Here is a 23,604-nt window from a genome sequence, read left to right on the forward strand (position 1 = left end):
TATCATTTGGATAAGCAATTTAACAAGAAGGCTAACAATATTTAATTGTTAGCAAGTTACAGATAAAATTAAATAAGAGGGCAAACGTTTTATTGATAGGTATTGAGATAGTTATTTAGATAGGGTACTAAATACCCTATCTAAATAATAATATAGAAGCACACCTTATTCAGCTGTGCCTTTTACTAGATAATAAATTAAGTTAGTTTAGGAAGCCTAACTAAATTCGATTTTATAATCGATCTAATGCTTTGGTCACGACGCCGATAAACGTAAACTAAGAGTTCAACCGCAGCGAGAACAACAATGGTATAACCTAGTAGTTCGGTTCCCTCTTCCACCATGTTTTTGACTACACGCATATAGGCATCATCCATCACAGTTTGCCACAGAGAGCCTCTCCCCATAAGGCGAGAGAAAGCAATAATAATCACAATGCCAGCGGACATAAAACCAAAGCTTGCTGTCGTAGAGTATTCTTTTAGAGAAGTATACGCTTGGCCAAATTTACCTTTTATTGATAATAAAACCGTTAAGATAATAGCCGTTACAATGATTTGCCAAGCACCATCAAATGCATATTCATCCAGAAATGCATCCGCCTCTCGTACAAACATCATAGACATCAAAGCACCAAGTAAGATGCCCGCATAGCGGAACTTAACACTCAAGTAAGCACTGATGAAGAACAAGATAGCACTGAATCCTGCCAACGCATCTTGAAGCGTTTCCGTCAGTGAATCTTCCGAATACTGTGCGTTTGGCCCTAACTCAAACCCTTCAAGGGAAATGACGTGAGCAACCCCTGCAATAAAAAAAAGATAAATTAATCCACGAAGCAAGAACATATTTATTCCTCAAAAATTCTAAAAGTCCATTTTTCAATGCCAACACTCCCCATGAGTTTATGAGCTCGTTCTATATAAAACGCGATATTTAAGACAGACATTATTGCCCTAGAGAAAATGTCCCTTGAGATTAGATTCATAAAGTGTCTAATGTCAGAAAATCAAAAAGATAGAAGTGAAAAACTAGGTATCGTTACCTCAGTCAGTTCGTCGTCCTTGCTCCACAACAAGGTTCTTTCTCTTAGTAATCTCAAATAACGAATTTCAAAACGCCCTTGCCAAATGACTTTAGCAAGTACTCATTGCCCAGCATTGATATCCGTATCTAACGCAGCCCCTAACACAGTTTTCTTAACAAATTATTAAGGAATCATTAAAGGCCGCCATTCTATGAGAAAGGATTTAAAGTTTCACCTAGGTAAAAGCTACTTCCTTAGTTTTTGACGGATTTTTTAAAATAAGAATGTTTTATGAACTAAAGTGCATTTTTCTTGAGAAATAAGTTTAGGACCAATGGAGGATTTACAGTGACTAAATAAGAATAAATAGATAAGCATCTTAAAGTTTTTATGTATTTAAATTAACCAACCTACCTTGTTTAGGTTTATTACCTTTCTAAAAATGACACTTCACCTTAGAATAAACCTTATATATGATTAAAAACATAAATAAGAAAAGGAGGGCTTATTTTTATGCCCTATACAAAAATACACAAAAATAAAACTCGCGAAAACATTCTAAATAGCTCATACAGCCTATTTGCAATAAAAGGCTTTGAAGGTGTAACAATCGATGACCTTATGAGCAACTGCGGGCTTACCCGAGGCGCTTTTTATGCCCACTTTACCAGTAAAGCAGAACTTTACCGTGAGGCATTAAAATTTAGAGCAAGCAAGACTGAAATTGCCAACCCCAAGCCAGAAGGTATTTCAAATAAACAGTGGTTGTCATTACTACTAGATAAATACCTTAGTTTGGAGCATGTTAAAGGAGAGCAGACTTTATCTTGTCCCTTGGCCTTCTTGGCCACAGATATCAATATGCAAGATAAGACAATCAAAACAGCCTATGCCGATGTTTACAATGGTATGAATACAGCCATTATGGAGCATGCCAGCAGCTATACAGACTGTGACGAAAAAGATATTTTATCAGTAACAGCAATGATGGTTGGCTCCGTTGCTATAGCCAGAACACTTCAGGATCAAAATTCGATTGTGAATTTACTCTCAGCTTGTAGACGAGAAGCAGGTGAAAAATTAGGTGGCATATAACCCCCAATTAAGTAGCTAACAAGACAACTTAGGAACATACCAAACATCCTAATGAGAACTCTGAGAATAAGAATGACGAAAACGCTTTCCGCAATTCTGATTGCTTTATTATCGCTTTCAGTAACAGCCAACGAAAATGTTAATACTGAGCAAGACAAGGTTATTAATGAATTGCGAGCAATGCTTGAGGCGGCGGATAAATACGAGCAAGATACAGGCCGTGTGCTTCCCATTACGTCAGATACGAATGTCGAGTATGGTTATCTTGCAATCGACTATCTAATTGAAGACCCAGGAACAAAAGGTTGGAATGGCCCATACCTACCATACAATAACGATTGGTTTGGGTTTGAACAGTATGTAAGCCACCCAGATTACACTGCCGCTCAATTACTTGTAAAAGAAGACAGTGAATGGAGCAAAGGCAGTACACCAGAAGGCTGCAATGCAAACTCAATTTCATGCAAAATCGCTGCCTGTATCTGGAGAGTGCCTGAAAAAGTGGCCAAGGGCATTAATGAAAAAATTGATGGTATTTATAACGAAGAAAATATCGATTCAAAGGGTATTGTGAGATACAACGGCGGACGCTTTGTATGGATAGTTTGCATGACAGGGAATGAATACAGGTTGCCATAATAACGTGCATTCATTTAACTAAAACAGCTATTCTAAGAAATATCGCTCCTTTTCAGCTGAGCAGTGCGTAATAAATAAGAATAGGTTTCTAAGCAAGGTCGAGGGATAAAACTCCTTTTAATTTTTGCAGCACATGGGACAACGAAGGATAAACTTCATGTCCAAGGGCGATAATCTCGTCTGAAGGCTTAACAAGATCAGGCACTTGGTAAGTTTCCATGTTTGCTGCGATCGCTGCCTTGGTTCCATTATTTGAATCTTCAAATGCAAGACAACGAGAAGGTTCAATCGCTAACCGCTCTGCAGCTAATAGGTAGATTTCAGGATCAGGCTTGCCATGTTTAACTTCGCAACCGGTTGTGATCGTTGAAAAGTAGTGATCAAGTTTCGCTAAGCGAAGCTTAGTCAAGGCAACTTCTTGATTGGAGGAAGTCGCCACGGCTAAAGCAATTTTGTGATACTTAAACCATTCAAGAAGCTCAACAACGCCCTTTTTAACAGGGATAGCTTGATGCATCACTATCGCTTTATAGCGCTCTTTCCACTCATTATGTAACGCAGGATAATCAAGCCCTGCCCCGTAACCATCACGTAGTATTTTCTCAATACCTGCTGAATTACAGCCAATAATTGATAAATAGACATCTTCCAGAAAAGGAACATTTTGTGCCACACATGCCTGTTTAAACACCCTCATACATACTCGCTCGGTATCGAGTAGCAAACCATCCATATCAAAAATAGCAGCGTCAAAATTCATTACTTTTTAGGTCTATCATCAAAAATTAAAGGCGCTATTTTCGCATAGAAACCGTAAAACATCTTGTTAAGATATAAGTTATTAAAAGGGCAATCATGATAAAGCGTTTCACTTTAGGATTAAAAATTGAAGTAGTGTCTGGATAGAAACTAGGGAACCTGCGAATAAGTCCTCCCGCCTCAGCGTGTGGATAAAAGCGCCTAGATTTATGGCGAGGGACGTAACTTAATAGTTATTCTATTGATAAGGCCCTCAACTTAAAGATAAAGCTTTTAGACCACGCCCTTCGGGTCTTTGAAGAATACCTAAACGGCATTTCAGAAAAAGCGTCACCCTGTGTTGTCCCTTTTCGAAAGGTGCCTACATTACGTCAAAGTGACGCCTTGCTTGATGCTTTTTTCTGAAAAGACTGAGAAGAGGTGACTTAATCGCAGGTTCCCTAAATAAAACCCGTTACTCAAGGCCCATTTGAATGATTAAAATATCTATATTAGCGTCTGAATCATTAATTAAACCATGCTCTCCATAAGGTGGATTTTTTATCATATCCCCCTTTTTCACTTTCACTTGTTGGCCAGCAATAGTCATTGTTCCTGTGCCTTCAAGGATAATATACATTTCTTCGTTATTACCGTGTTTATGATAACCAACGGTAGAATTAGGGGGTATCACCTGTCTATCAATAAAATCGCAGCGACTTATGAAATCTGATTTACTCCAGATTTCATATAATTCTGTAACCCCCTCTCCATCGTGAGCTGATCGAATTTGTTTTTCTGTTTCAAGAAAGTTGCGAATCATCTATAAGTTTCCCTGTGCATATAACATTTTAGCTAATTTAAATAGACAACCTTGATAAAGCATTTAATTTTGGAGTGGCTGTTCTAATAACTTCGTATTCATGTCACTTTTAAAAATAAATTAAGCAGCGTAATATTGGAATTCAATTTTTGATTTTATCATATAAAGCAATCACTTATTTTTAGGCTAACTTTTAAAAGGGCTTATTCGTTAAGCATCTAGCTTATTAACCCTAATTCAATCAGGTTTTCATATGAATGATTTACGTAGGCGCGCCCTCATCTACACACTCTGTTTTTGTAGTGGCTTTAGCATCATGGGGATTGAGCTGTTAGGTGGACGAATTCTAGCGCCTTTTTTTGGTTCCAGTATTCATATTTGGGGCAGCATTATTACTGTCTTTATGGTGAGTCTATCCATAGGGTATTTATTAGGTGGAAAGCTCTCGGTCTCTACCAGATCCCTCAAAATGTTTGCTTTTATTTATATCTTTGCAGGCCTTTGGGTGCTGCCTATTGTTTTCTACTCAAACAATATAATGGAATTCATTTTCATCAATATTGAAGATACACGTTATGGTTCACTCCTCGCTTCATCCTGCCTATTTCTAATCCCAACCATCATTCTAGGTATGATATCGCCCTATAGTGTTCGCTTATTAGTTGATAACCACAATGAAAGTGGAAAAATAGCAGGCAAACTCTATTTCGTCTCAACCTTAGGCAGTGCTTTAGGAACCATCATTACTTCTTTCTATCTCGTATTACTCTTTGATATTAACCAAATTGTTTTAGGTTTTAGCTTAGTACTTATAAGCCTTGGCCTCATTACTATGAATATCGCAGTCAGCAAAGGAACTAGAGTTGAAAATAAGGTATCCCATGTTTATAAAAAATAAAAAAGCAAAAAGTCATATAATGACTTTAACTCGATACCTCTTAATCTATTGCCTTGCAGCCTCAACACCCTCTCTTAGTGCAGAAGTCATTCATCAAGAGCCTTCCTTATATCACACAATTCTAGTAGAGGATGAAAATGATATTCGCTGCATAAAGTTCAATGTTAAGGCCATTAATATCAACCAATCTTGCATGTTTAAGGACCAGCCCAATAAGTTTGTTTTTAACTATACCAAGTTACTTTTCAGTGCTTTGCTACTTAACGATCAACCAAAAGATATACTCATTATTGGCCTTGGTGGAGGCTCTCTTTCAAACGCATTACATCAATTATTACCCGAAACTAACATCACCAATATTGAAATTGATCCAGCCATGATTAAAGTGGCAAGAGATCATTTTAATTTAGTTGAAAACGAGAAAGTTAAAACAATCAGCCAAGATGGACGCCTCTTTATTAAACGGGCACGCTTAAAAAACCAGTACTTTGATTGGATCATTCTAGATGCCTTTAATGGCGAATATATTCCGGAACACCTTTTGACGAAAGAGTTTTTATCAGAAGCGAAGGACATACTAAAACCTAACGGCCTCCTGTCCTCTAACACCTTTATAGGCAGCCAACTCTTCTTACATGAATCTGCTACCTACCATTCGGTATTTGGTGACTTCTTTAGTATTAAAAATGACCTTAAGCAAAATCGAGTGATTTTGGCGGGCAAAGAACCTTTAACCAAGCTCAATGTTTCTGAGCAACGTATTAACCAATTAATAAAAGCTTTAAGCCCCTTTGGCATCGATGTATCAGACTTAGTGAAAGCAATGGAACTCGCCACACTAAACTCACATTGGCCTGCAGACACTCGTATTCTTACAGACCAATATTCACCCGCTAATTTACTGCTTAAATAATCTCGGTTCCAAGCTCTAAGTGCGACACATTTTTAAACAACCCGCTATAGCTCTTTAAGAAGCATAGCGGGCTGCTTGATTCCTGAATACTTTCAAGTATTCAGCCTAATCGCTTAATAACACCCATTCAAAATTGACGCACTTTGTCCCAAAATTTTCGCCCAACAGTTAGCCCACTGTGTGCTGTGTAGCTTTTTAGAAAAGCATGTATTCAGGTGCCAATGGAAATGCAAAACGCCCTTCTACGGGATAGTGGTCAGACAAATCCCAGCTTTGCCAATGCTGGCTGTCGATACTACGTGGTGTCAGCATTTTATTTTCTGAAGCGTAAGGCGCAATATGATCATTACTGTATAAAACATAATCTAGGTATTCATTAAAGGCTTCATCAGCATAAATGTTAACTGGGCCAGCGTATGAGTATGGGTAAGCGCCAGTGGCTTCAGGCTCTGTGGCATTTAACAAGGCTAAAAAGTCTAAGTGCTCTTGCGGATAGTTAATTTTATCCACATTAAAATCACCCGCCATAATCACAGGCTCTTCATATGGAATCTGCTTACTTTCAATAAAGCGTTTCAACTGCGCCAATTGTTCAAAGCGCACCGTGACATCTTGCTCACTGGTATACGCATGTGTGTGGGTTCCAAAAATATGAAACGCATTACTGCCTTTTCTTATTTTCGCATAATTCATCCCTTTACTAGCGAAACATCCGTCTCCTCGACACGCGTCATAGACTGCCGCGTCTTGGGCTTCGATAGGCCAGCGGCTCGCAATAAATGAACCTCCAGTCAAAATTTTACCCACTTGCCATGGGATCTCCGTCATATAGGGGTAAGTCTTAGCAACTTTTTCTCTAAATTTCGCGGTTAAAATGGGGTCGAACACTTCTTGAAAGACCAGTACATCGTAAGAGGTCATATACTCAGCGATAGTCTCTAACCTATCACCCGTATTTTTTGAGGCAAGCGGTGGCAGTAATGCCCAGGTATTGTAAGTCAGTACATTTAGCTCATTAGCGTATTGAGACTTTTCTGATTGATTAAACTTTTCGTGGATCACGTAGTGGATATCATCACCTGATGCTCTGGCTGAAGAAGATTTAAATGCCAAAACTTGTTGCTGATCAATTAAAGGCACGCGATGGATGTCGCGATCATAGTGCCAAGGATCATCCTGACCACTCAGCCACATTTTGCTAAATGTGCTGGTGCCGAGTAATTTCTGCTTTAAATAAACCGGCTGCGACGCACCATTAACTTCAGTTGTAAAAAAATATTCTTTTCCCCATTTAATGCCTTGGTCACGGTTAAAACGCAGAAACTTAACCGTGCCTAATGGTGGCACTTCAGCAGCCAATTGCTGCCATTGATCTCCATGACGAATATTGTCATGCCCAGTTTGCAGCGTACTAAGGGTCAAGGTTTCCATGGTATTGTTGGTTAAATACACGTAGCTTTCTGCCAACGCTTGGCCCGATAGTAAGCTTGATAAAACACAGACAATTACTAAACCGATCGCTCGGCATTGCTTCAATATGATCATACACAGATTCCTTTCTTTTAATTGTTTGATTTAAATGTTCTGCTGTACCTCACTCATGCCATAGACATGTATTTTATAAACCGTGAAGCCATGATAAGGCTCAGCATGTGATTACAGAGTCACACCATTAAAACTAAATCATGTGCATTACGTGGGCATGACACTTTGTATAATTTATACCATCATCAATGTAGACGTAATCAGAAAAATAAGATCGTGTTAACCTAGAAAGTGCGAATAAAAAATTATAGGTGGTGAACTTCTATTTAGGGCACAGGTGATGCTTTTATTTAGGTAGGATCAATTATTCGCTTCTTCAGTGCCAACTTGCAGCACTAAGGGAGTGTGCCCCCCTAAAAAAGCACGCGCCTTTTAATAAAAAGCAAAGCGAGAAACGCAGTGGTAATAGGTGCTTTTCTAAAAAATGAGAATAAGAATTATTAGGAGTTTACAGTTAACTCAAAGAGAGCATTTTGGACTCCTCACCCTTGAGTGAATCAAATAAAGCTAGATAGTGAATGGAATTAGATCAAATTGGAGTGGGTATGCTATTAGTATTCTGACGCGAGCAAATGAACTAGACTTAGCTACCTAGCTTCTGAACTATCGACCGAACTTAATCTTGTTTAATTCGTCTTTAAGAAAGTGAGTTTTCTCTAGGTCAACGCCATGAATGTTTGCTAAAGCACATACATAATAGAGAACATCATACAGCTCTTCTGCAATGCTTCCCTTAAGCTCTGAAATTTCCGGTTGTCCTGTTTTATCTTTATTGATTGATTCAGAAAGCTCACCGACTTCCTCGATCAATTTGAGAAAATACTTTTGGGCTAACTCTGGATTGTGATCAACCGTTTTAATATAGCGTTGTAACTCTGATAACTTCATAAAATCCCTATTAATTAGACTTTTTCACTGGTGAGTAGCGCCGCATTCAACCGTGGAGTCCACTGTCGCGTGTTTTTGCGTTTTTTACAAAAACCGCGTCAGTAAGCGGAATCTGGAACAATGCTTTGTTATGTTTAGTTTATAAAGGCTTAACTGGTAAATACATTTCTACATTGTGCAATTTCTGAGGGTGTTGTTCAGGATCATTTAGGTGATTACAGTAGTACCCTCCTTCTCCCGGTTGATATCCACTTTCGGGCAACCAATGATTGAAAACTTCATCCCAAGCTTTACCACACTCTTCCATTGTTGCACCGGTCAAGCTAACCACAGCATATGACCCACCAGAGATGACACGTTTCCCGATTTCACCCTCAACAACAGTATCTTTGTCAATACTGATACATACATCAACGTTTAAGTTCTCAGCCGCAGTCGTATCTGGATGCCCGCTACTATAAACCGTCATAGCCTTTGTCGCTGGCGGATTGAACAGCTTTCTGGGAATTGCCCATCCCATAAGTCGTGAAAAAAGGCCCTCAAATAATTGTTTATCGTGAGGGTCATATTGGCCATGGTGTCTAATATACGCAACATGTATATCCGACATAGTTTGAACTGTTACGTCTAGTGATTTATCGTTATTCATTTTGATTCTCCATATTGGCTTTTGAGTTCGAGAATCAATGTACAGTGTAACCTTATCCGTTCCTTTGCAATTTTTGCTATGCAATTGACCAATATTGCTGCTCACTTTGCAAATCTTGCTTTTTTCAATACACTTGAGCTTTCGCCATTGACTTGGGCTCATGTCATAACGTGCTTTAAATGCTCTGGAGTAGACTGCTGGACTGGAAAATCCAGAATCGTAAGCAATTGAAGTGATAGATGCTTTAGGGTGGTGGATAAGAAAAAAAGCTGAACTTTCAATACGAGTCCGATTTACATAACTATTGAGGCTTTCTCCAGAAATTGATTTGAAGATCCGATGAAAATAGAATTTTGAAAATAAGCCTACATTAGCAAGACGTTCAAGTGACAAGTCCTCGTCAAGATTATTTTTCACATAATCAATTACTCGATTAATGCGAGATACATATTCTTTCTTTGAGCCTTCTTTTTGACTATATTTCATTATTCAGAATTCTACTAGGCAACCTTGAGCAATTAAAAACATAACAATTAAGGGCTATTGCGTGGCGAAACCACGATTATAACCATCTGTTGAGCGGCCGCTTATTTATATAGGGAATTTGCTTTTTTCATGATGTGACTTCCCTGTTGTATGCGGTGTATATTAAGCCCTTCTTGAGCTTCTTTTCAGTTTACAAAAGACTAATAATACTCCTTCGTAAACACTTTTTCTTCTCTCTTTTTAGTTTTTCATCGCTTTTCTAGCTTCTAGTCAGCCTTATCTTTCAGCGCTATCTGCCTGTTTTAAAGCTGTTTTAATAATAATGTTTTAATAAGACATCCATTTTAAAAGAGATCAGAAACAACTTCAGCTGAATGAGACTCACTTTGCCATTTTTTATATTTTACTTATCAGAAGGAAGAAAAACCTGTAAATCGAAGCTCAATTACAAAGAATTAGCAATGAGTTTCAAACTGAAGCCACGAGTAATTTTCGTGTTAACGATATTAAGGTTTAATTAAAGTAGAACTGAATTTAGTGAGCTAAACCTAAGAAAGAAGCCGCTTACAAGCCGCTAATCCCGATCGCCGCTGTAATTCAGTGTGTTCACAATACTCAGCTAAATAAGCTTCTGAGCCAACTGCGACTTTAAAATGTTTTTCAAAGCTGGTTGTTACTTCTATCCATTGCTCTGACGTGAGGTTAATTCGTTGAAGAATAGGGGCAAGCGAGATATCTAGAGAGCCTCTTTTATCTGACCTAATCACCCTACCCGTTAGATCAATCAACTCTAGATAATCCGTGAGTTTGAAAGGCAACCCTTCTGGTTGATCTTCTCTTTCACAGCCAATAAAGGGAAATAAAGTTTTTGGTTGAGTTTGATTCGCTTTGGCAACTTCGATTCGAGTTTTGATACTCGTATGCTTCGAGGTTTCTGGTGTTTTTTCCATATTGGCTCGCACTGGATTTAAGTCGACGTATGCTATGCATGACACAAGTGCTGCCTCGTCTAATAACGCTTGTGACTTAAACCTACCCTCCCAAAATCGGCCTGTACATTTGTCTTCATTGTTGGCCATACGAGCAATTGGCTCATTCAGCTCTCTCATAAACCAGCTGATGTCTGTGAGTCGCTCTCGATATTTCTCACAACTCTCATACACAGATACAAGCTCAAACTCTGCCATTTCTTTGTTTTCTAGATATTTTTCGGTGAATTGTGTGCCTTTATGCAAACGATGCCAACGCTCAAGCACTTCTCTGATAGACCAGCTATTGGCTTTCTCAGTATTAACATGAAGGACTAAGTGGGTGTGATTGCTCATCACCGCATAGGCGCAGACATCTATCGCAAAGATAGCAGCAAGAGACAATATCTTATCTTCAATCCAGCCTCGTCTGTGTTCGTAACTTTGGCCTGTGAGCTTATCGCTACCACAAAGAAAGGCGCGTCGGACACAACGGGAGACGCAATGATAGTAAGAAGTATCTTGAAGACTTATTAGGGACTTACGTGGTTTAGGCATATTAGATTCCTCATCCTTGAGTGAATTCAATAAAACTAGATCATGAATGGAATTAGATCAAATTGTTAAGGGTGTCCTATTAGTGCTCCTCATCCTTGAATGAATTCAATAAAACTAGATCATGAATGGAATTAGATCAAATTGTTAAGGGTGTCCTATTAGTGCCTCATCCTTGAATGAATTCAATAAAACTAGATCATGAATGGAATTAGATCAAATTGTTAAGGGTGTCCTATTAGTGTTATTAGATCATGAATGGAATTAGATCAAATTGTTAAGGGTGTCCTATTAGTGCTTAAGACTAATTAGAGATTTACGTTTAACTAAAAAAGAGAGCATATTAGATTCCTCATCCTTGAATGAATTCAATAAAACTAGATCATGAATGGAATTAGATCAAATTGTTAAGGGTGTCCTATTAGTGTTATTAGTGTTTTTAAATCAGAATTTTTCACTCCACCTCCAAGTACATAGAAAATCTAACGCCTTGCTTAGAGGCGAAAAATAGTTGGCTAAAATAACTTTTTCTTTTTCCAAAACAAAAAATTCAGAAAACAAACATTCACAATTTAAGTCAATATAAAAACATCCAAAATCATAAGCAATTCGATTATCGTCATCTATTTTAAACTGTTTTAAACAGATCAATTAGAGTGACTGTCTTGTTAGTAATTTTGTTAGTAATTCGGAACAATACTTAACTCTGGTTGTTTTTCTGCTTTAGCTTTAGCTTGCATCTCAACAGGAGAAAAGTCATGCCAATACAACCTACTTTCGTATGGTGAGAATACCCAAGGGTTATCTAAGGCTTCATATTTACCTAATTCACGACCACGAAGATATATTTTTTGCTCTTCGTGTAAAGCATTTGGCGGCCAGTAAACTGCCACATGTTGCTGATTCATGTTTTGATATAATTTCATTATTTGTGGAGAACCACCGATTTCCCTGTACTTTCCAGATAGCAATACTTTAACGAACGCTTCTGATGGCTCCATGTCTAGTTTGACCCCCTGCCCTTGATAGTTTTTTTCTTTCTCGGAAAGAATACGATAAATAGCCTTTTTTGGTCGTTCATCGCCAATTATGGTTAACAGCTCTCCATTGACTCTTTTGGGAGGTCTTGTTTCAAACTCTTTGTTTTTGGAGTTAAAAACGATTTTGTTTATCATAAATTCCTGTTTTCGTGCGGAATAACCAGAAAATACGAATGTGCAATCAGGCTCTTCAAGAGACTCATCAACCGCATCGGAGACGAAATTTAGAGAGTCGTTTAGCATTCGGATTATTTTTTTCTGTGCATCAACAAAATCTACGGCACGTTCTCTTAAGTTTACGAACGATTCAACATATGATGTTACTTGTGAAATCAGTGGGTAAGCCCATGCGGTGTCACCGGCAAAAGCTATAACCGCATCACTTCTTCCCATACTGAATACTTTAGGACCATAATCCCAGCACTTGCCTCCACTAAGGCGACTATCTGACATAACCCATAGCTCACGCCCAGTTTGAGTTTTTCTTGTCCAAGAAACTACTACAGTCATAAGTATCCTTTATTCTCTTTATCTATACAGAAGCCTGACAAATAGCCTAACGCCCAAAGAAGCGGCGCATTTATGCATCCGCCTTACTTTGCTCGTTAGCCATTTTTTGAATCCGCTCACCTCTCTCAACTTCTTCGCGAGTGAGGTGAAGGCTACGTTTAGGCCCAATATATTTAATTTCAGGTCGGGAGCGATACGCAAAGTACCCCCAAAGTACACTGGCCGTCATAGTTATTGCTCCGAATCCACCGGCAGTTACCTTGAGTGACTTTGACTCAAGCCAGACAATTTGATCACCTGCGGTGCCCACATAAAGCATGACAATGCCAGCCAGTAGCGTTCCAAAAGCTGCAAAAACCATGGAATAGCAGATGATAGCTCTTTGCTTTAAGTGGATTTGAAAAAGCTGGATTTCGGCTAGTGCAATATTATTATTTTCCATACCTATCCTAGATGGCTAACATTTTAACAATTCACACGCTCTATTTGTCCGACTTACCGCCGCCCTAAAAGCACCACATCTATTTTTTATCTTGCAAGGAAGGTCTAACGGAAGGCTTTAATTCGATAAATTATTACTAAACACCTTCCTGGCTAAACGTACATACGCCTAATCTCAATCCCTGCTTAATCAATTACAAAACTATCGTTTCGTAACTTTATAACTCATTGATTCTATATAACTTTAAACCCGACTCAAAGATAAAGTCTGTTAATTTTTAATAAGCTCACTTTTGCCTCGCTCACCCCCAACCCACAATTTCCAACTTTTTTCACCCTAAGCCCTAACACTCCCTCGCGTAATAAGGTATAAAGCGTCGCAAAGAAACAGACTATTGGAGGCCGTATGGCTGATTTTCGTATCGATATCATTTGTGACACCGTTTGCCCTTGGGCTTACCTTGGTTATTCACGCTTAAAACAAGCGATGGAGCAGCTAGGTGATGATTATCGATTTGATATTCGCTGGCAGCCCCTTGAGTTACACCCAGAAGTGTCTACTCAAGGACAAGACAGAATCGAATATTTGACCAGCCGTTTTGGCAGTGAAGAAAGACTAAACGAAGCGGATCACGCGCTACAGCAAGTGGGTAAAGAAGAAGGCATAGAGTTTAACTTTAGCGATAAGGCACTTATCCCTAATACTCACCTAAGCCACCAGCTTATCCATATTGCCAATAAAAAGAAACTTGGCACTAATCTAGCGTTAGCGCTTTTCCACGCTTACTTTACCGATGCGAAAGACATTGGTGATGTGGACGTGTTAGCTGAGATTGGTAAGCAAGCTGGCCTTGATGAAGATGCGATTGAAGATGCTTTCACTGAAGAAACTAAGATCAAGGTTGAGAAGAAGCTAGCGCAATTTAAGAAGCTTGAAATCGATAGCTCGCCGACCTATGTGATTAACGATCAATACGTTATCCAAGGGCCACACCAAGCGAAAGACTTCTTCAAAGTGATTATGGATATTGTAGAGAAGACACCTGCTTAAGCACGTCTTGCGACATAAAAAAAGGAAGCCATTGGCTTCCCTTTTTACTTTCTGCGATCTTCGCTTTTTTCTTACTTTACTCAGGCCAAAGACAAGCGTACTTGGGTTTCGATCTGGGTTTTCACTGAATTAGCAATAAAACAAAGATCGTGAGCTTGGTGATGCATCTTTTCAAGTTGCTCTAGGTTTGGTTGATGCTCGCCCAAGAACGCCACATAAGGTCGAAGGGTGACTTTGGTCATGGCCATTTTGCCCTCTTCGTCTTCTTCCATCAGGCCTATGGCATCATCTTTATATTCATTAATCAGATAGCGCTTTTTAGCGGCAATAGATAAAAAGAAAAGCATGTGGCAACTAGACAGCGAGGCGACAAAGGCTTCTTCTGGGTCGACATTCGCTTCAACCGAATAGGGCAAAGGCACGATATGAGGAGAAGAGGATGCAGGCACACTCAGGCCACCATCAAAATGCCATTGATGTGCTCGGCTATATTGGTTATCGATAAAACTCTCATCTTCACCTTTGTGCCATTGCACGCAAGCATAATACTCAGACATATCCTCTCCCTAAATGCATCTAGTGATAAAACCGATTAGCGCTTATCTTCCCTTGGCCATAAGAACAGAACAAAGAACAAGGTAATAATCGCAAGAGCCCAACAATAGTAGATGCTTGAAACCAAAGCAAAAGGTGAAATAGCGGCGATAGAACTTGCCAATAGAATTTGCGCGCCATAAGGAATTAACCCTTGTACCACACAAGAGAAAATATCTAACAAGCTAGCACTTCTGGCAGCGCTGACTTGGTATTTCTCGGCAATCTCTTTTGCTACTGCCCCTGAGATTAGAATGGCAATGGTATTGTTCGCGGTCGCAAAGTTCATTAATGCGACGAGCAAGGCAATACAGATTTCACCGGCTTTGGTTTGCATTAAACCTAGATCAGCAAGTTTACTTACCAAGGCTTGTAGTTTGGCTGAGATCCAAGCTAGGCCACCTTCACTTCGCATGAGAGCCGCAAGACCGCCTATCAACAAAGATAGGAGCATGGTTTCTTGCATAGCACCAAAGCCTGCATACACATCTTGGCTAATGCTCGCAATGCCATAGGTTTCTTGGTGGAAATACCCAATACCCGAAGCGAGTAGCAAGCCACTAAAAAGCACCACAAAAACATTGATACCCAAAACGGCCAAAGCTAATACCGCTAGGTAAGGCAGAATCAAGATGTATTCATAGTCGCCTACCTCGGTCAATTGGCTATCGGCACCGGCGAAATATAAGACAATCAGCGTGATTAGAGCTGCTGGAATGGCAAGCTTCACATTCATACGGAACTTGTCTTTCATCTCACAACCTTGGGTGCGGGTTGCCGCAATCGTGGTATCTGAAATGATAGATAGGTTGTCACCAAACATGGCACCACCCACCACACTTGAGATGGCGAGCACTAGTTCGATATCACTTACCTCAGACACACCTAAGGCAACAGGCGCAATCGCGGCGATGGTTCCCATAGACGTACCCATTGCGGTGGCAATAAAGGCAGAGATAATAAACAAACCCGGCAGAATAAAGCTGCTAGGTACACTTGCTAAGGCAAAGTTAACCGTCGCATCAACTGCGCCTATCGACTTCATCACGCTGGCAAAAGCACCCGCCAATAAGAAGATAAGTACCATGGTAATAATGGTGTTATCGCCCACACCTTTAATGAAGGTATCTAGCGCTTTATTGAAAGACCCTTTTACCATTAAAAAGGCAATCAGAATGGCGGGTAAAATCGCAACCGGGGCTTTGATTTGATAGAAGGCAAAATCAGTACCTAAGCTTTGATAATAAAGCCCGCTACCAATAAAAAGACTTAAAAATACGAGAAATGGCAAAACTGCCAAAGAGGACACTTTGTTCACTGGGTCAAACGCTCCGAAGGATAATAAGAAGTAGCACACTGTGAACCACTTATGGTGGCTCACAGCGGGCGACAAGCTTACGTCACTTCAAAATTATTGCCATGCAAAGTCCCCAAGGCATCATGAGAGGAATTCATTTAAAGCCTAAATAATACGACTTTTAGCAAAACTGAATATGCAGCTTAGCTAAAGACCCTGCTTATATCGGGCGACCATGGCCTCTTGGCTTTCTGGCTCTTCATCTACTTTAAGTTGATCATTCATCATTCTGCCCATGGTCGGTAGCTTAGAGCGTTCAATTTTCGTTTCTTCAGACCAAAGCTCAGATCGCATTAACGCCTTAGCACAATGTAAAAAGACTTCTGTCACTTGGATTTCGATACATGAGATAGGTGGCTTTTGGTGAAAGGCGAAGAGGCTCAAGTAATCTTCTCTTGTCGAAATCCGCGCTGTGCCATTGACTCTTAAGGTTTCATCCACCCCAGGGATCAGAAAGAGACAACCAATATTGCCTGTATCGAGAAGGTTCACCAAGGTATCAAGACGGTTATTACCTCGGGCATCTGGGATGATGATGCAGTTGTTATTGATCACCTTGATAAACCCGGGCTCACCTCCTCTTGGAGATGAATCTAACGCACCCGATTTAGCATAACTGGATAAGGTGACAAAGGGAGAATGCTCGATAAAGTTAATCGAATGCTTTTCTAACGCATCAAGTTGTTTGTCTTTTGCTCTGCCTTTTGCAAAGCCATAGAGCTCTCTGAGTTGTGCTTCTGATTCAATGTACATAATCATCCTTGTTCATTTTATGTTACGAATAATAAGGCTGGTTGCCTGCTGTTTCTTCTCTGAGTAAAAGGTAGTGAATCAGACATTATTACTATAACTGAACCTACCATCACTCCAGCTAATACTATTAATTAGAATTTTCGATGTTAATAGTGCTTCTTTTTGCAAGAGCGTTCAATGGATTTGCCCGAGACGTATTGCACAACATATGTCTGAGCGGACAACTACAATTAACAATAAAATTTAGAATGAGGTAGTCCCAATGAGCAGCCCAATTAAACAATTTTTTAAACTAGGTATGGTCGCCGTGACGGCAAGTGCTATTTCCCTTGCGGCAAGCACTAGTTACGCAGCCACCAGTTTACGCCTTTCTCACCCTGCTCCTCCGGGATCTGAGCAAGACGATTGGTCTAAAGAATTTGCAAAACGTGTTGAAGCACAAACCCAAGGCCGAGTGAATGTTCGTGTCTACCCTGCCAACCAATTGGGTGACCTTGAAGAAGTATATGAGCTGATACGATACGGTGTTGTCGATGCCGCTGTACAGTCTTTTTCCACCAAGTATGACAAACGTTTGAATATTTCTTGGTTCCCTTACTCGGTTTCAACCTATGACGAAGCGGAAACCTCATGGAGCGACGGCGGTTTCATTTTTGATGTGGTTAACGATCTGCTTAAACCACAAAACATCACCATGCTAGCCCCTTATGCGGTGGGTATGGGTGGCATGGCGGTCAGCTCTGATGTGACCAACCCTTCTAATCCAGATGCTCTACATAAAGATCTAAAAATCCGTGTTTGGCCATCAGGTGTTGGCACTCAGCGCCCAGTACTTGAACGCCTTGGTTATAACACTGCCACCATGCCTTGGGCCGAGCTATACACTGGCGTTCAAACAGGCGTTATCGACGGCATGATAGGCGGTACACCAGAAAATGCGGTACGTGACTGGAACGGCATTGTTAAAACTTGGTTACAGATTAATAACTTTTTCGAAGTTAACTCTCTCATCATCAATAGTAAAAAGTTCCAGAAATTGGATGAAGCAGACCAAACGACCATCCAGAACATTGCTACCAATATGGCCACTGAACGCTTCCAACGAGTTGCTCAAGCCGATGTGGATTATCGCCAACAATTACGTGATGCAGGCGTGACAGTCGTGACCTTCTCTGACGCTGAAATGAAGACCATTTCTAATGCTATTCGTAATGATGTTTGGCCAAATATCAAAGACGAGATTGGCGACGAACTCTTCCAAAAGTTAAGCACTTACTACAGTAAATAACTCTTAACACTGACAAAAATTAGTTATTAAGTTGGCCAGAGGTGTATCCCTTTGGCTCTACTTAGTCATTTGCTTTACAGAAGTGCCTCTTAGCTAGCGACTTCGTTTAAGAAGCACTTCTGAAGTACCACCTAATAAAAAGGTTCGCTGCTATGACTGCGACTACAATTAAAACTATGAAAACGGCCAGTCCCCTTAAATTATTGTGGCAATTTAAACTCCGTCTCCAGAGATGGTTACTCTTTGCTGCCAGTATCACTTTTACCTTATTGGTGTTTGTGCAAGTCGTTAGCCGTTACATCTTCAACTATTCCATTTTTGGGATTGAAGAAAGCGCCAGCTACCTTGCTGCTGTAATGTATTTTATCGGGGCGGCTTATGGCACCCATGTGAAAGAACACATCTCAGCCAGCATAGTCGATACTGTCTTTAAACCGGGTTTATTCGTGGATTTCGCCCACTTTTTAACTCGCGTCATTTCCACATTACTTTGCGCTTACCTGTGCTGGGAAACCTGGCATCTCGTGCAATTCAACTTAGAGTTTGATACCAGCTCTGTCGAGCTTCGCATCCCTATGGCTTGGGTTTACGGTGGCATGTTAGTTGGTATGGCGTTAATGACGTTTTACTTCTTTATCGAAGTGATTGAAGCCTGCACTGACTTTTTCAAACACAAGCAATAATCGAGGATACTTACCATGAGTAGCATTATTATCTGGGACGTAGCCCTGCTTATTACCCTGATGGTGATAGGCGTGCCTGTTGCACTGACTTTTGTCGCCGCTGCGTTATTTCTAATTTTTATGGGGGAATACGGCAACACCTCTTTCCTCATCACATCGGGTTTTAGCAAAACATCATCTATGGTGCTGTTAGCGATTCCGCTTTATATTTTAGCTGGCTCTATCATGACCAATGGCGGTATCGCCAAAAGGTTATTGGATTTAGCGGATAGTATTTTTGGCCATTACCGTGGGGGTCTTGGCATAGTCACAGTTGTGACAACGGCCATCTTTGGGGCCATTTCTGGTATGGCGTCGTCTGCTGTGGCGGCGATCGGTTCTATCATGATTCCGCGTATGGTCGAGAAAGGCTATGACAGGGGTTATGCCACGTCATTAGTGTCTTGTTCGGCGGTATTGGCTCTGCTTATTCCTCCCAGTGCCACTATGATTTTGTACGGTTGGGTAACAGGCACGTCCATCACAGCAGCTTTCTTAGCACCTGTCATTCCCGCACTTTTGTTGATCTGCCTCTTCTGTTTCTGGAACTTTATCCTGACTCGCAAGATGCCGTTAGTCATTGAAGAAAAGCCTGACTTTAAAACTGCGAGACAAAACATCTTTTTGAAAACACGTCGTGCAGGTTTTGGTTTGGCCATGCCTCTTATTATCTTGGGCTTCATTTATGGGGGCGTTACAACCCCAACAGAAGCGGCTGCGGTTGCCGTTATGTACGCGCTGCCTGTGGCATTTTGGATCTATAAAGAGATGACTTGGAACTCTTTTTACGAGGCGGTTTGGAAAGCAGCACAAGTGACAGCCGTTCTCATGCTAGTGATATTTTGTGCCAGCATGTTGGCACGTGTACTGACATTTGAAGATGTGCCACAACAGATTTTAGAAAGCTTGCTAGCCATCACGGATAACAAGATTCTATTGCTCTTGTTGGTGAATCTCTTCCTATTGCTTATCGGCATGTTTATGGAAGATGTCTCTGGCATCTTGCTAGCAGCACCTTTGTTATTGCCTGTGATGAATGAGATTGGCGTACATCCAGTACATTTTGCAGCCATTATCGGGACAAACTTGGGCATGGGCCTTATCACCCCACCGACGGCCCCTATCCTCTATTTCGGCACCTTAATTGGCGGCGTAAAACTACCGCAAATTATTAAACCGACCTTGGTATTCGTTTTTCTAACTTACTTACCTGTCGTGCTTTTAACGACTTTTATCCCTGAATTGGCACTTTGGTTGCCGCGCCTAGTTACCGGTCTATAACGGAGTACTTATGACAAACCCTATTAACTTTCACCTAATTACAACAGGCGGAACCATCGACTCTTATTACGACCCTGACCAGTGTGGGCCAATCTGTTTTAACGAGAGCATTCTGCCGAAATACCTAGAGCAGCATTGCGGTGTTGCTAAAGATGAATACCTGTTTAGCCAAGTCTGTATGAAAGACAGCCGCGAGATGACTGACGTAGACAGAGAAGACATGTTAACCGCCATAGCGAAGAGTCCAGTCTCTGCCATAGTGCTAACCCATGGGTCTTTTACCTTGTTTGATCTTGCCAGATTTTTAAATAAGAGCAGTGCCATGTTTCTAGATAAGACCGTCATTTTAACGGGTTCTTTACGCCCAATAGATGGCTTTACCTACAGTGATGGTTTATTCAATTTAGGCGCTGCGTCATTAGCGGCGCAATATGCATCAGCGGGTGTGTATGTCTGTATTGATGGAAAACTGTTTCGCCCTGAAGACCGTGAACTTTGGCACTAAGCTAGGAGAAAAATGATGCGAATTGAACATGATGCTCTTGGCGAACGCCAACTAAACGAAAGCCTTTATTACGGAATTCAGACTCAAAGAGCGAAAGAGAATTTTGCGATTTCAGGTAAAACCATTTCCCACATTCCAGGCTTTGTAGAAAGTATTATTCAGATTAAAAAAGCGGCGGCTATGGCTAACTATAAAGCCAATGTTTTAAATAAAGACATCTGCCAAGCCATTTGTCAGGCAGCAGATGACATGCTGAATAATCTTGATCCAACCAACTTTGCCATCGACATTTACCAAGGTGGCGGTGGTACATCGGCCAATATGAATGTGAATGAGGTATTGGCAAATAGAGCAAACGAAATCATCACAGGTCACAAGGGTTACGACAGAGTACATCCAAATACCCATGTGAACATGGGACAATCCACTAATGATGTGATCCCTGCGGCAATGAAAATGTCTGTTTTCAGCGCTTTAATCACTCTAGAAAGAGTATTGGCTGAGTTTGTGACCTCATTAAAGCGAAAAGAAACGGAGTTCGAGCAAGTCGTAAAGCTTGGCAGAACCTGTTTTCAAGATGCTCTGCCTATTACCTTAGGCCAGCAATTCAGCGGTTATCGTAATGCCTTTGAGAGGATGATCGCCGAGATAAAAGAAGTGAGATATTGCTGTCTAGAATTGCCTTTATCAGCAACAGCCATTGGCACTGAGTTTGGCACCTTCCCAGGTTATAAAACCTACCTTTTTGAAGCGCTGAATGACATTACTGGCAGTGATTGGGAAGTCGAAGAGAACCTGTTTGATGGCCTGCAAAATGCTGATCTTTGGATCAAGGTCTCTGCCTTAACCAAAGCCATTGCCCTTAATTTAAATAAGCTTGCGGGTGACTTGCGCCTTATGTCATCTGGACCAAGAGCAGGTTTAGGAGAAATAACACTACCAGCGGTGCAACCTGGTTCATCCATCATGCCGGGTAAAATTAACCCTGTGATGCCAGAAATGGCGATGCAGGTGTATTTTAGAGTGTTTGGTAATGATGTGGCTGTCACTCGCGCTTGTGAAGGCGAACTGGACCTGAATGTGTGGGAATCTTTGATTCTTAACTGTGTGACTGAGTCCTGTGATTTATTGTCTAGCTGTATGCCGTTACTAGCCAGCAAGTGCATAGACGGCATTCAAGCCAATCAAGAAAAATGCCACCAAGATGCAGAAAATTCCTTAGCCCTTTCGACGGTGATTGCGACCTTATTTGATTATCAAACGGCTTCTCGCCTTGCTAAGCAAGCAGATGAAGAAAACAAAACAATCAAACAAGTGGTCATTGAATCAGGCATCATGAATGAGCTAGAAGCAAACCGCTATCTAGACCCTCTCATGATGACATCTCCCGATAAGTTTAATGACTTATTTAAGGCAAAACGTGGGGATTCGTTATGAATAAGCAAGCCCCTATCCTGACGCAGGCGGCGCGCTTCTTGGTCTCATTACAGTATTCGGATCTGCCATCAGATGTGACCAATACAGCGAAACGCGCTGTGTTGGATTATATCGGTGTTGCGATTGCGGGTTGTGATCAACCCGTAGCTGAAAACTTAAGACACTGGGCTAGCCAAAGGAGCCAAGGTGGCAATGCCTCTATCATAGGCCATGACTTTAATCTTGATGTTGAAAACGCAGCATTGGTGAATGCCGCCTCTGGCCATGCTTTAGACTTTGACGACACCAGTTGGGCGACAATCGGCCACCCTTCTACTGTCATTATTCCCGCATTATTAGCTTTAGCAGAAGAGCAGGATTTATCTGGTAAAGCACTACTAACAGCCTACATTGCTGGTGTCGAAGTGGCCCATAAAGTCGCTGATTTAATGATGCCAGAAACCTCAGAAAATGGCTGGCACACAACAGGGGTTTTCTACACATTAGGCACTGCTGCTGCGGTTTGTCAGTTATTAGACCTAGATGAAGCCATGACAACTCGCGCTCTGGCTTTATCCTTATCAAGGTCTAGTGGTATTCGCAGTAACTTTGGCACTCAAGCCAAACCTTATCATGCGGGTATGGCGGCAAAATCTGGCTTAGAAGCAGTGAGTTTGGCACAACATGGGATTACCTCAGCACCGACGGCATTAGAAGGTGTCGACGGATTTATTCAGTGTTATGCCAGTGATGCGTTAGCGAAAAAAGTCAGAACCATGGTGAAGCCAATTCTGTTTGGAGTGGGATGGGATATCAGCACAAAAGGTTATGCCTTTAAGAAGTATCCTAATTGCAGTGGCAACCACCCAGCCTGCGATCTGATGGAAACCTTAGTGCAAGAAGACAAGGTGACTTGGCAAGAGATTGAAAGTATCCATTGCGGTGTGAGTTTATTAGGGCCAAAGGAGCTTGTGTGCCACCAGCCAAAAACACCAGTAGAAGCTCGCTTCTCTCTTGAGTATTCCATTGCTGCTAGTCTGATTTATGGCCAGTTAACCTTAGAGGAGTTCACCCAAGAAAAGATTATGGACCCGAGGGTACAAAGCTTGATGCAGAGTATCACAATGGAAATTGATGATGACCTCGCTAAGTTGGGTTTTATCGGCACCGCCCCTGTCAAAATTTGGATTAAGACGAAAACGGGCGACAGTCTTTTCTTAGAGAATGACCTAGCAATTGGTAACCCAGAAAAACCATTTAGTGATGAAGATTTTAGGGCGAAATTTGCTAAATGCGTAGCAGGTAAACTAAGCCCAGAAAACGAAAAGACACTATTAAATCAGCTGTTTCAGTTAGAGCAAGTTGAGCATATTAAAAGTGTTACGCAATTAATAAAGCGAGAGAGGTAAAAAGATAAAGCGG

At 40.9% G+C, this 23,604-nt stretch carries 23 protein-coding genes; 11 read left to right on the forward strand and 12 right to left on the reverse strand.

Annotation, left to right across the window (positions count from 1 at the left end; genetic code table 11):
• Window positions 1-197: 197 nt before the first annotated feature.
• A complete protein-coding gene (locus Q0A08_RS07510) occupies window positions 198-848 on the reverse strand; it encodes a hypothetical protein (RefSeq protein WP_438465921.1) in 651 nt (216 codons plus the stop codon).
• A gap of 692 nt (window positions 849-1,540) precedes the next feature.
• Here Q0A08_RS07510 and Q0A08_RS07515 point away from each other — a divergent pair.
• Window positions 1,541-2,122, forward strand: a complete 582-nt coding sequence (locus tag Q0A08_RS07515; protein WP_438465923.1) for a TetR/AcrR family transcriptional regulator — start codon at window positions 1,541-1,543, stop codon at window positions 2,120-2,122.
• A 72-nt stretch (window positions 2,123-2,194) separates the two neighbouring features.
• A complete protein-coding gene (locus Q0A08_RS07520) occupies window positions 2,195-2,761 on the forward strand; it encodes a type II secretion system protein (RefSeq protein ID WP_438465925.1) in 567 nt (188 codons plus the stop codon).
• A gap of 88 nt (window positions 2,762-2,849) precedes the next feature.
• Here Q0A08_RS07520 and Q0A08_RS07525 read toward each other — a convergent pair whose 3' ends face one another.
• The gene (locus Q0A08_RS07525) at window positions 2,850-3,521 is read right to left on the reverse strand and encodes an HAD family hydrolase (protein WP_438465927.1); all 672 of its coding nucleotides are present in this window, start codon (window positions 3,519-3,521) and stop codon (window positions 2,850-2,852) included.
• A 453-nt stretch (window positions 3,522-3,974) separates the two neighbouring features.
• Window positions 3,975-4,322 carry a cupin domain-containing protein gene (locus Q0A08_RS07530; RefSeq protein WP_438465928.1) on the reverse strand — a complete coding sequence of 116 codons (348 nt, stop codon included), beginning with the start codon at window positions 4,320-4,322 and terminating at the stop codon, window positions 3,975-3,977.
• A gap of 253 nt (window positions 4,323-4,575) precedes the next feature.
• On the opposite strand from Q0A08_RS07530, the gene Q0A08_RS07535 reads away from it, so the two are divergent.
• Both Q0A08_RS07535 and Q0A08_RS07540 read left to right on the forward strand, forming a co-directional pair.
• Window positions 4,576-5,220: a fused MFS/spermidine synthase gene (locus tag Q0A08_RS07535; RefSeq protein WP_438465930.1), complete on the forward strand. Its 645-nt coding sequence runs from the start codon at window positions 4,576-4,578 to the stop codon at window positions 5,218-5,220.
• Window positions 5,204-6,133 (forward strand): spermidine synthase, encoded by a 930-nt coding sequence (locus Q0A08_RS07540; RefSeq protein WP_438465932.1) that lies wholly within the window; start codon window positions 5,204-5,206, stop codon window positions 6,131-6,133. The genes Q0A08_RS07535 and Q0A08_RS07540 overlap by 17 nt, the downstream gene beginning before the upstream one ends.
• Before the next feature lie 195 nt (window positions 6,134-6,328).
• Here the strand turns inward: Q0A08_RS07540 and Q0A08_RS07545 are convergent, their stop codons facing one another.
• From Q0A08_RS07545 to Q0A08_RS07570, 6 genes are all read right to left on the reverse strand, one after another.
• Window positions 6,329-7,678 carry a sphingomyelin phosphodiesterase gene (locus tag Q0A08_RS07545; RefSeq protein ID WP_438465934.1) on the reverse strand — a complete coding sequence of 450 codons (1,350 nt, stop codon included), beginning with the start codon at window positions 7,676-7,678 and terminating at the stop codon, window positions 6,329-6,331.
• A gap of 603 nt (window positions 7,679-8,281) precedes the next feature.
• Window positions 8,282-8,566 (reverse strand): MazG nucleotide pyrophosphohydrolase domain-containing protein, encoded by a 285-nt coding sequence (locus Q0A08_RS07550; protein ID WP_438465936.1) that lies wholly within the window; start codon window positions 8,564-8,566, stop codon window positions 8,282-8,284.
• Window positions 8,567-8,705: 139 nt separating this feature from the next.
• Window positions 8,706-9,701 carry an AraC family transcriptional regulator gene (locus Q0A08_RS07555; protein ID WP_438465938.1) on the reverse strand — a complete coding sequence of 332 codons (996 nt, stop codon included), beginning with the start codon at window positions 9,699-9,701 and terminating at the stop codon, window positions 8,706-8,708.
• 548 nt (window positions 9,702-10,249) lie between these two features.
• Window positions 10,250-11,227: a transposase gene (locus tag Q0A08_RS07560; protein WP_438465940.1), complete on the reverse strand. Its 978-nt coding sequence runs from the start codon at window positions 11,225-11,227 to the stop codon at window positions 10,250-10,252.
• A gap of 677 nt (window positions 11,228-11,904) precedes the next feature.
• Complete coding sequence (locus tag Q0A08_RS07565) at window positions 11,905-12,774, reverse strand: hypothetical protein (RefSeq protein ID WP_438465942.1); 870 nt, start codon at window positions 12,772-12,774, stop codon at window positions 11,905-11,907.
• A gap of 70 nt (window positions 12,775-12,844) precedes the next feature.
• The gene (locus tag Q0A08_RS07570) at window positions 12,845-13,216 is read right to left on the reverse strand and encodes a hypothetical protein (protein WP_438465944.1); all 372 of its coding nucleotides are present in this window, start codon (window positions 13,214-13,216) and stop codon (window positions 12,845-12,847) included.
• 405 nt (window positions 13,217-13,621) lie between these two features.
• Here Q0A08_RS07570 and Q0A08_RS07575 point away from each other — a divergent pair, with 405 nt between their 5' ends.
• Window positions 13,622-14,266: a DsbA family oxidoreductase gene (locus Q0A08_RS07575; RefSeq protein ID WP_438465946.1), complete on the forward strand. Its 645-nt coding sequence runs from the start codon at window positions 13,622-13,624 to the stop codon at window positions 14,264-14,266.
• A gap of 80 nt (window positions 14,267-14,346) precedes the next feature.
• Here Q0A08_RS07575 and Q0A08_RS07580 read toward each other — a convergent pair whose 3' ends face one another.
• From Q0A08_RS07580 to Q0A08_RS07590, 3 genes are all read right to left on the reverse strand, one after another.
• Window positions 14,347-14,823 carry an OsmC family protein gene (locus Q0A08_RS07580; protein ID WP_438465948.1) on the reverse strand — a complete coding sequence of 159 codons (477 nt, stop codon included), beginning with the start codon at window positions 14,821-14,823 and terminating at the stop codon, window positions 14,347-14,349.
• A gap of 35 nt (window positions 14,824-14,858) precedes the next feature.
• On the reverse strand, window positions 14,859-16,178 hold the full coding sequence (locus Q0A08_RS07585; RefSeq protein ID WP_438467616.1) for a Na+/H+ antiporter NhaC family protein: 1,320 nt from the start codon (window positions 16,176-16,178) through the stop codon (window positions 14,859-14,861).
• A gap of 186 nt (window positions 16,179-16,364) precedes the next feature.
• Complete coding sequence (locus tag Q0A08_RS07590; protein ID WP_438465950.1) at window positions 16,365-16,970, reverse strand: pyridoxamine 5'-phosphate oxidase family protein; 606 nt, start codon at window positions 16,968-16,970, stop codon at window positions 16,365-16,367.
• 262 nt (window positions 16,971-17,232) lie between these two features.
• Here Q0A08_RS07590 and dctP point away from each other — a divergent pair, with 262 nt between their 5' ends.
• From dctP to Q0A08_RS07620, 6 genes are all read left to right on the forward strand, one after another.
• Window positions 17,233-18,258 (forward strand): TRAP transporter substrate-binding protein DctP, encoded by a 1,026-nt coding sequence (gene dctP, locus Q0A08_RS07595; protein WP_438465952.1) that lies wholly within the window; start codon window positions 17,233-17,235, stop codon window positions 18,256-18,258.
• A gap of 152 nt (window positions 18,259-18,410) precedes the next feature.
• The gene (locus Q0A08_RS07600) at window positions 18,411-18,941 is read left to right on the forward strand and encodes a TRAP transporter small permease (RefSeq protein WP_438465954.1); all 531 of its coding nucleotides are present in this window, start codon (window positions 18,411-18,413) and stop codon (window positions 18,939-18,941) included.
• A 15-nt stretch (window positions 18,942-18,956) separates the two neighbouring features.
• Complete coding sequence (locus Q0A08_RS07605) at window positions 18,957-20,261, forward strand: TRAP transporter large permease (RefSeq protein ID WP_438465956.1); 1,305 nt, start codon at window positions 18,957-18,959, stop codon at window positions 20,259-20,261.
• A gap of 10 nt (window positions 20,262-20,271) precedes the next feature.
• Window positions 20,272-20,766, forward strand: a complete 495-nt coding sequence (locus Q0A08_RS07610; RefSeq protein ID WP_438465958.1) for an asparaginase domain-containing protein — start codon at window positions 20,272-20,274, stop codon at window positions 20,764-20,766.
• 15 nt (window positions 20,767-20,781) lie between these two features.
• Complete coding sequence (locus Q0A08_RS07615; RefSeq protein ID WP_438465960.1) at window positions 20,782-22,203, forward strand: aspartate ammonia-lyase; 1,422 nt, start codon at window positions 20,782-20,784, stop codon at window positions 22,201-22,203.
• Window positions 22,200-23,591: an MmgE/PrpD family protein gene (locus tag Q0A08_RS07620; RefSeq protein ID WP_438465962.1), complete on the forward strand. Its 1,392-nt coding sequence runs from the start codon at window positions 22,200-22,202 to the stop codon at window positions 23,589-23,591. Before Q0A08_RS07615 ends, Q0A08_RS07620 begins: the two co-directional genes overlap by 4 nt.
• Window positions 23,592-23,604 lie beyond the last annotated feature (13 nt).

Origin of the sequence: Marinomonas sp. PE14-40 (assembly GCF_051623805.1) — a bacterium.
Lineage (GTDB): Bacteria > Pseudomonadota > Gammaproteobacteria > Pseudomonadales > Marinomonadaceae > Marinomonas.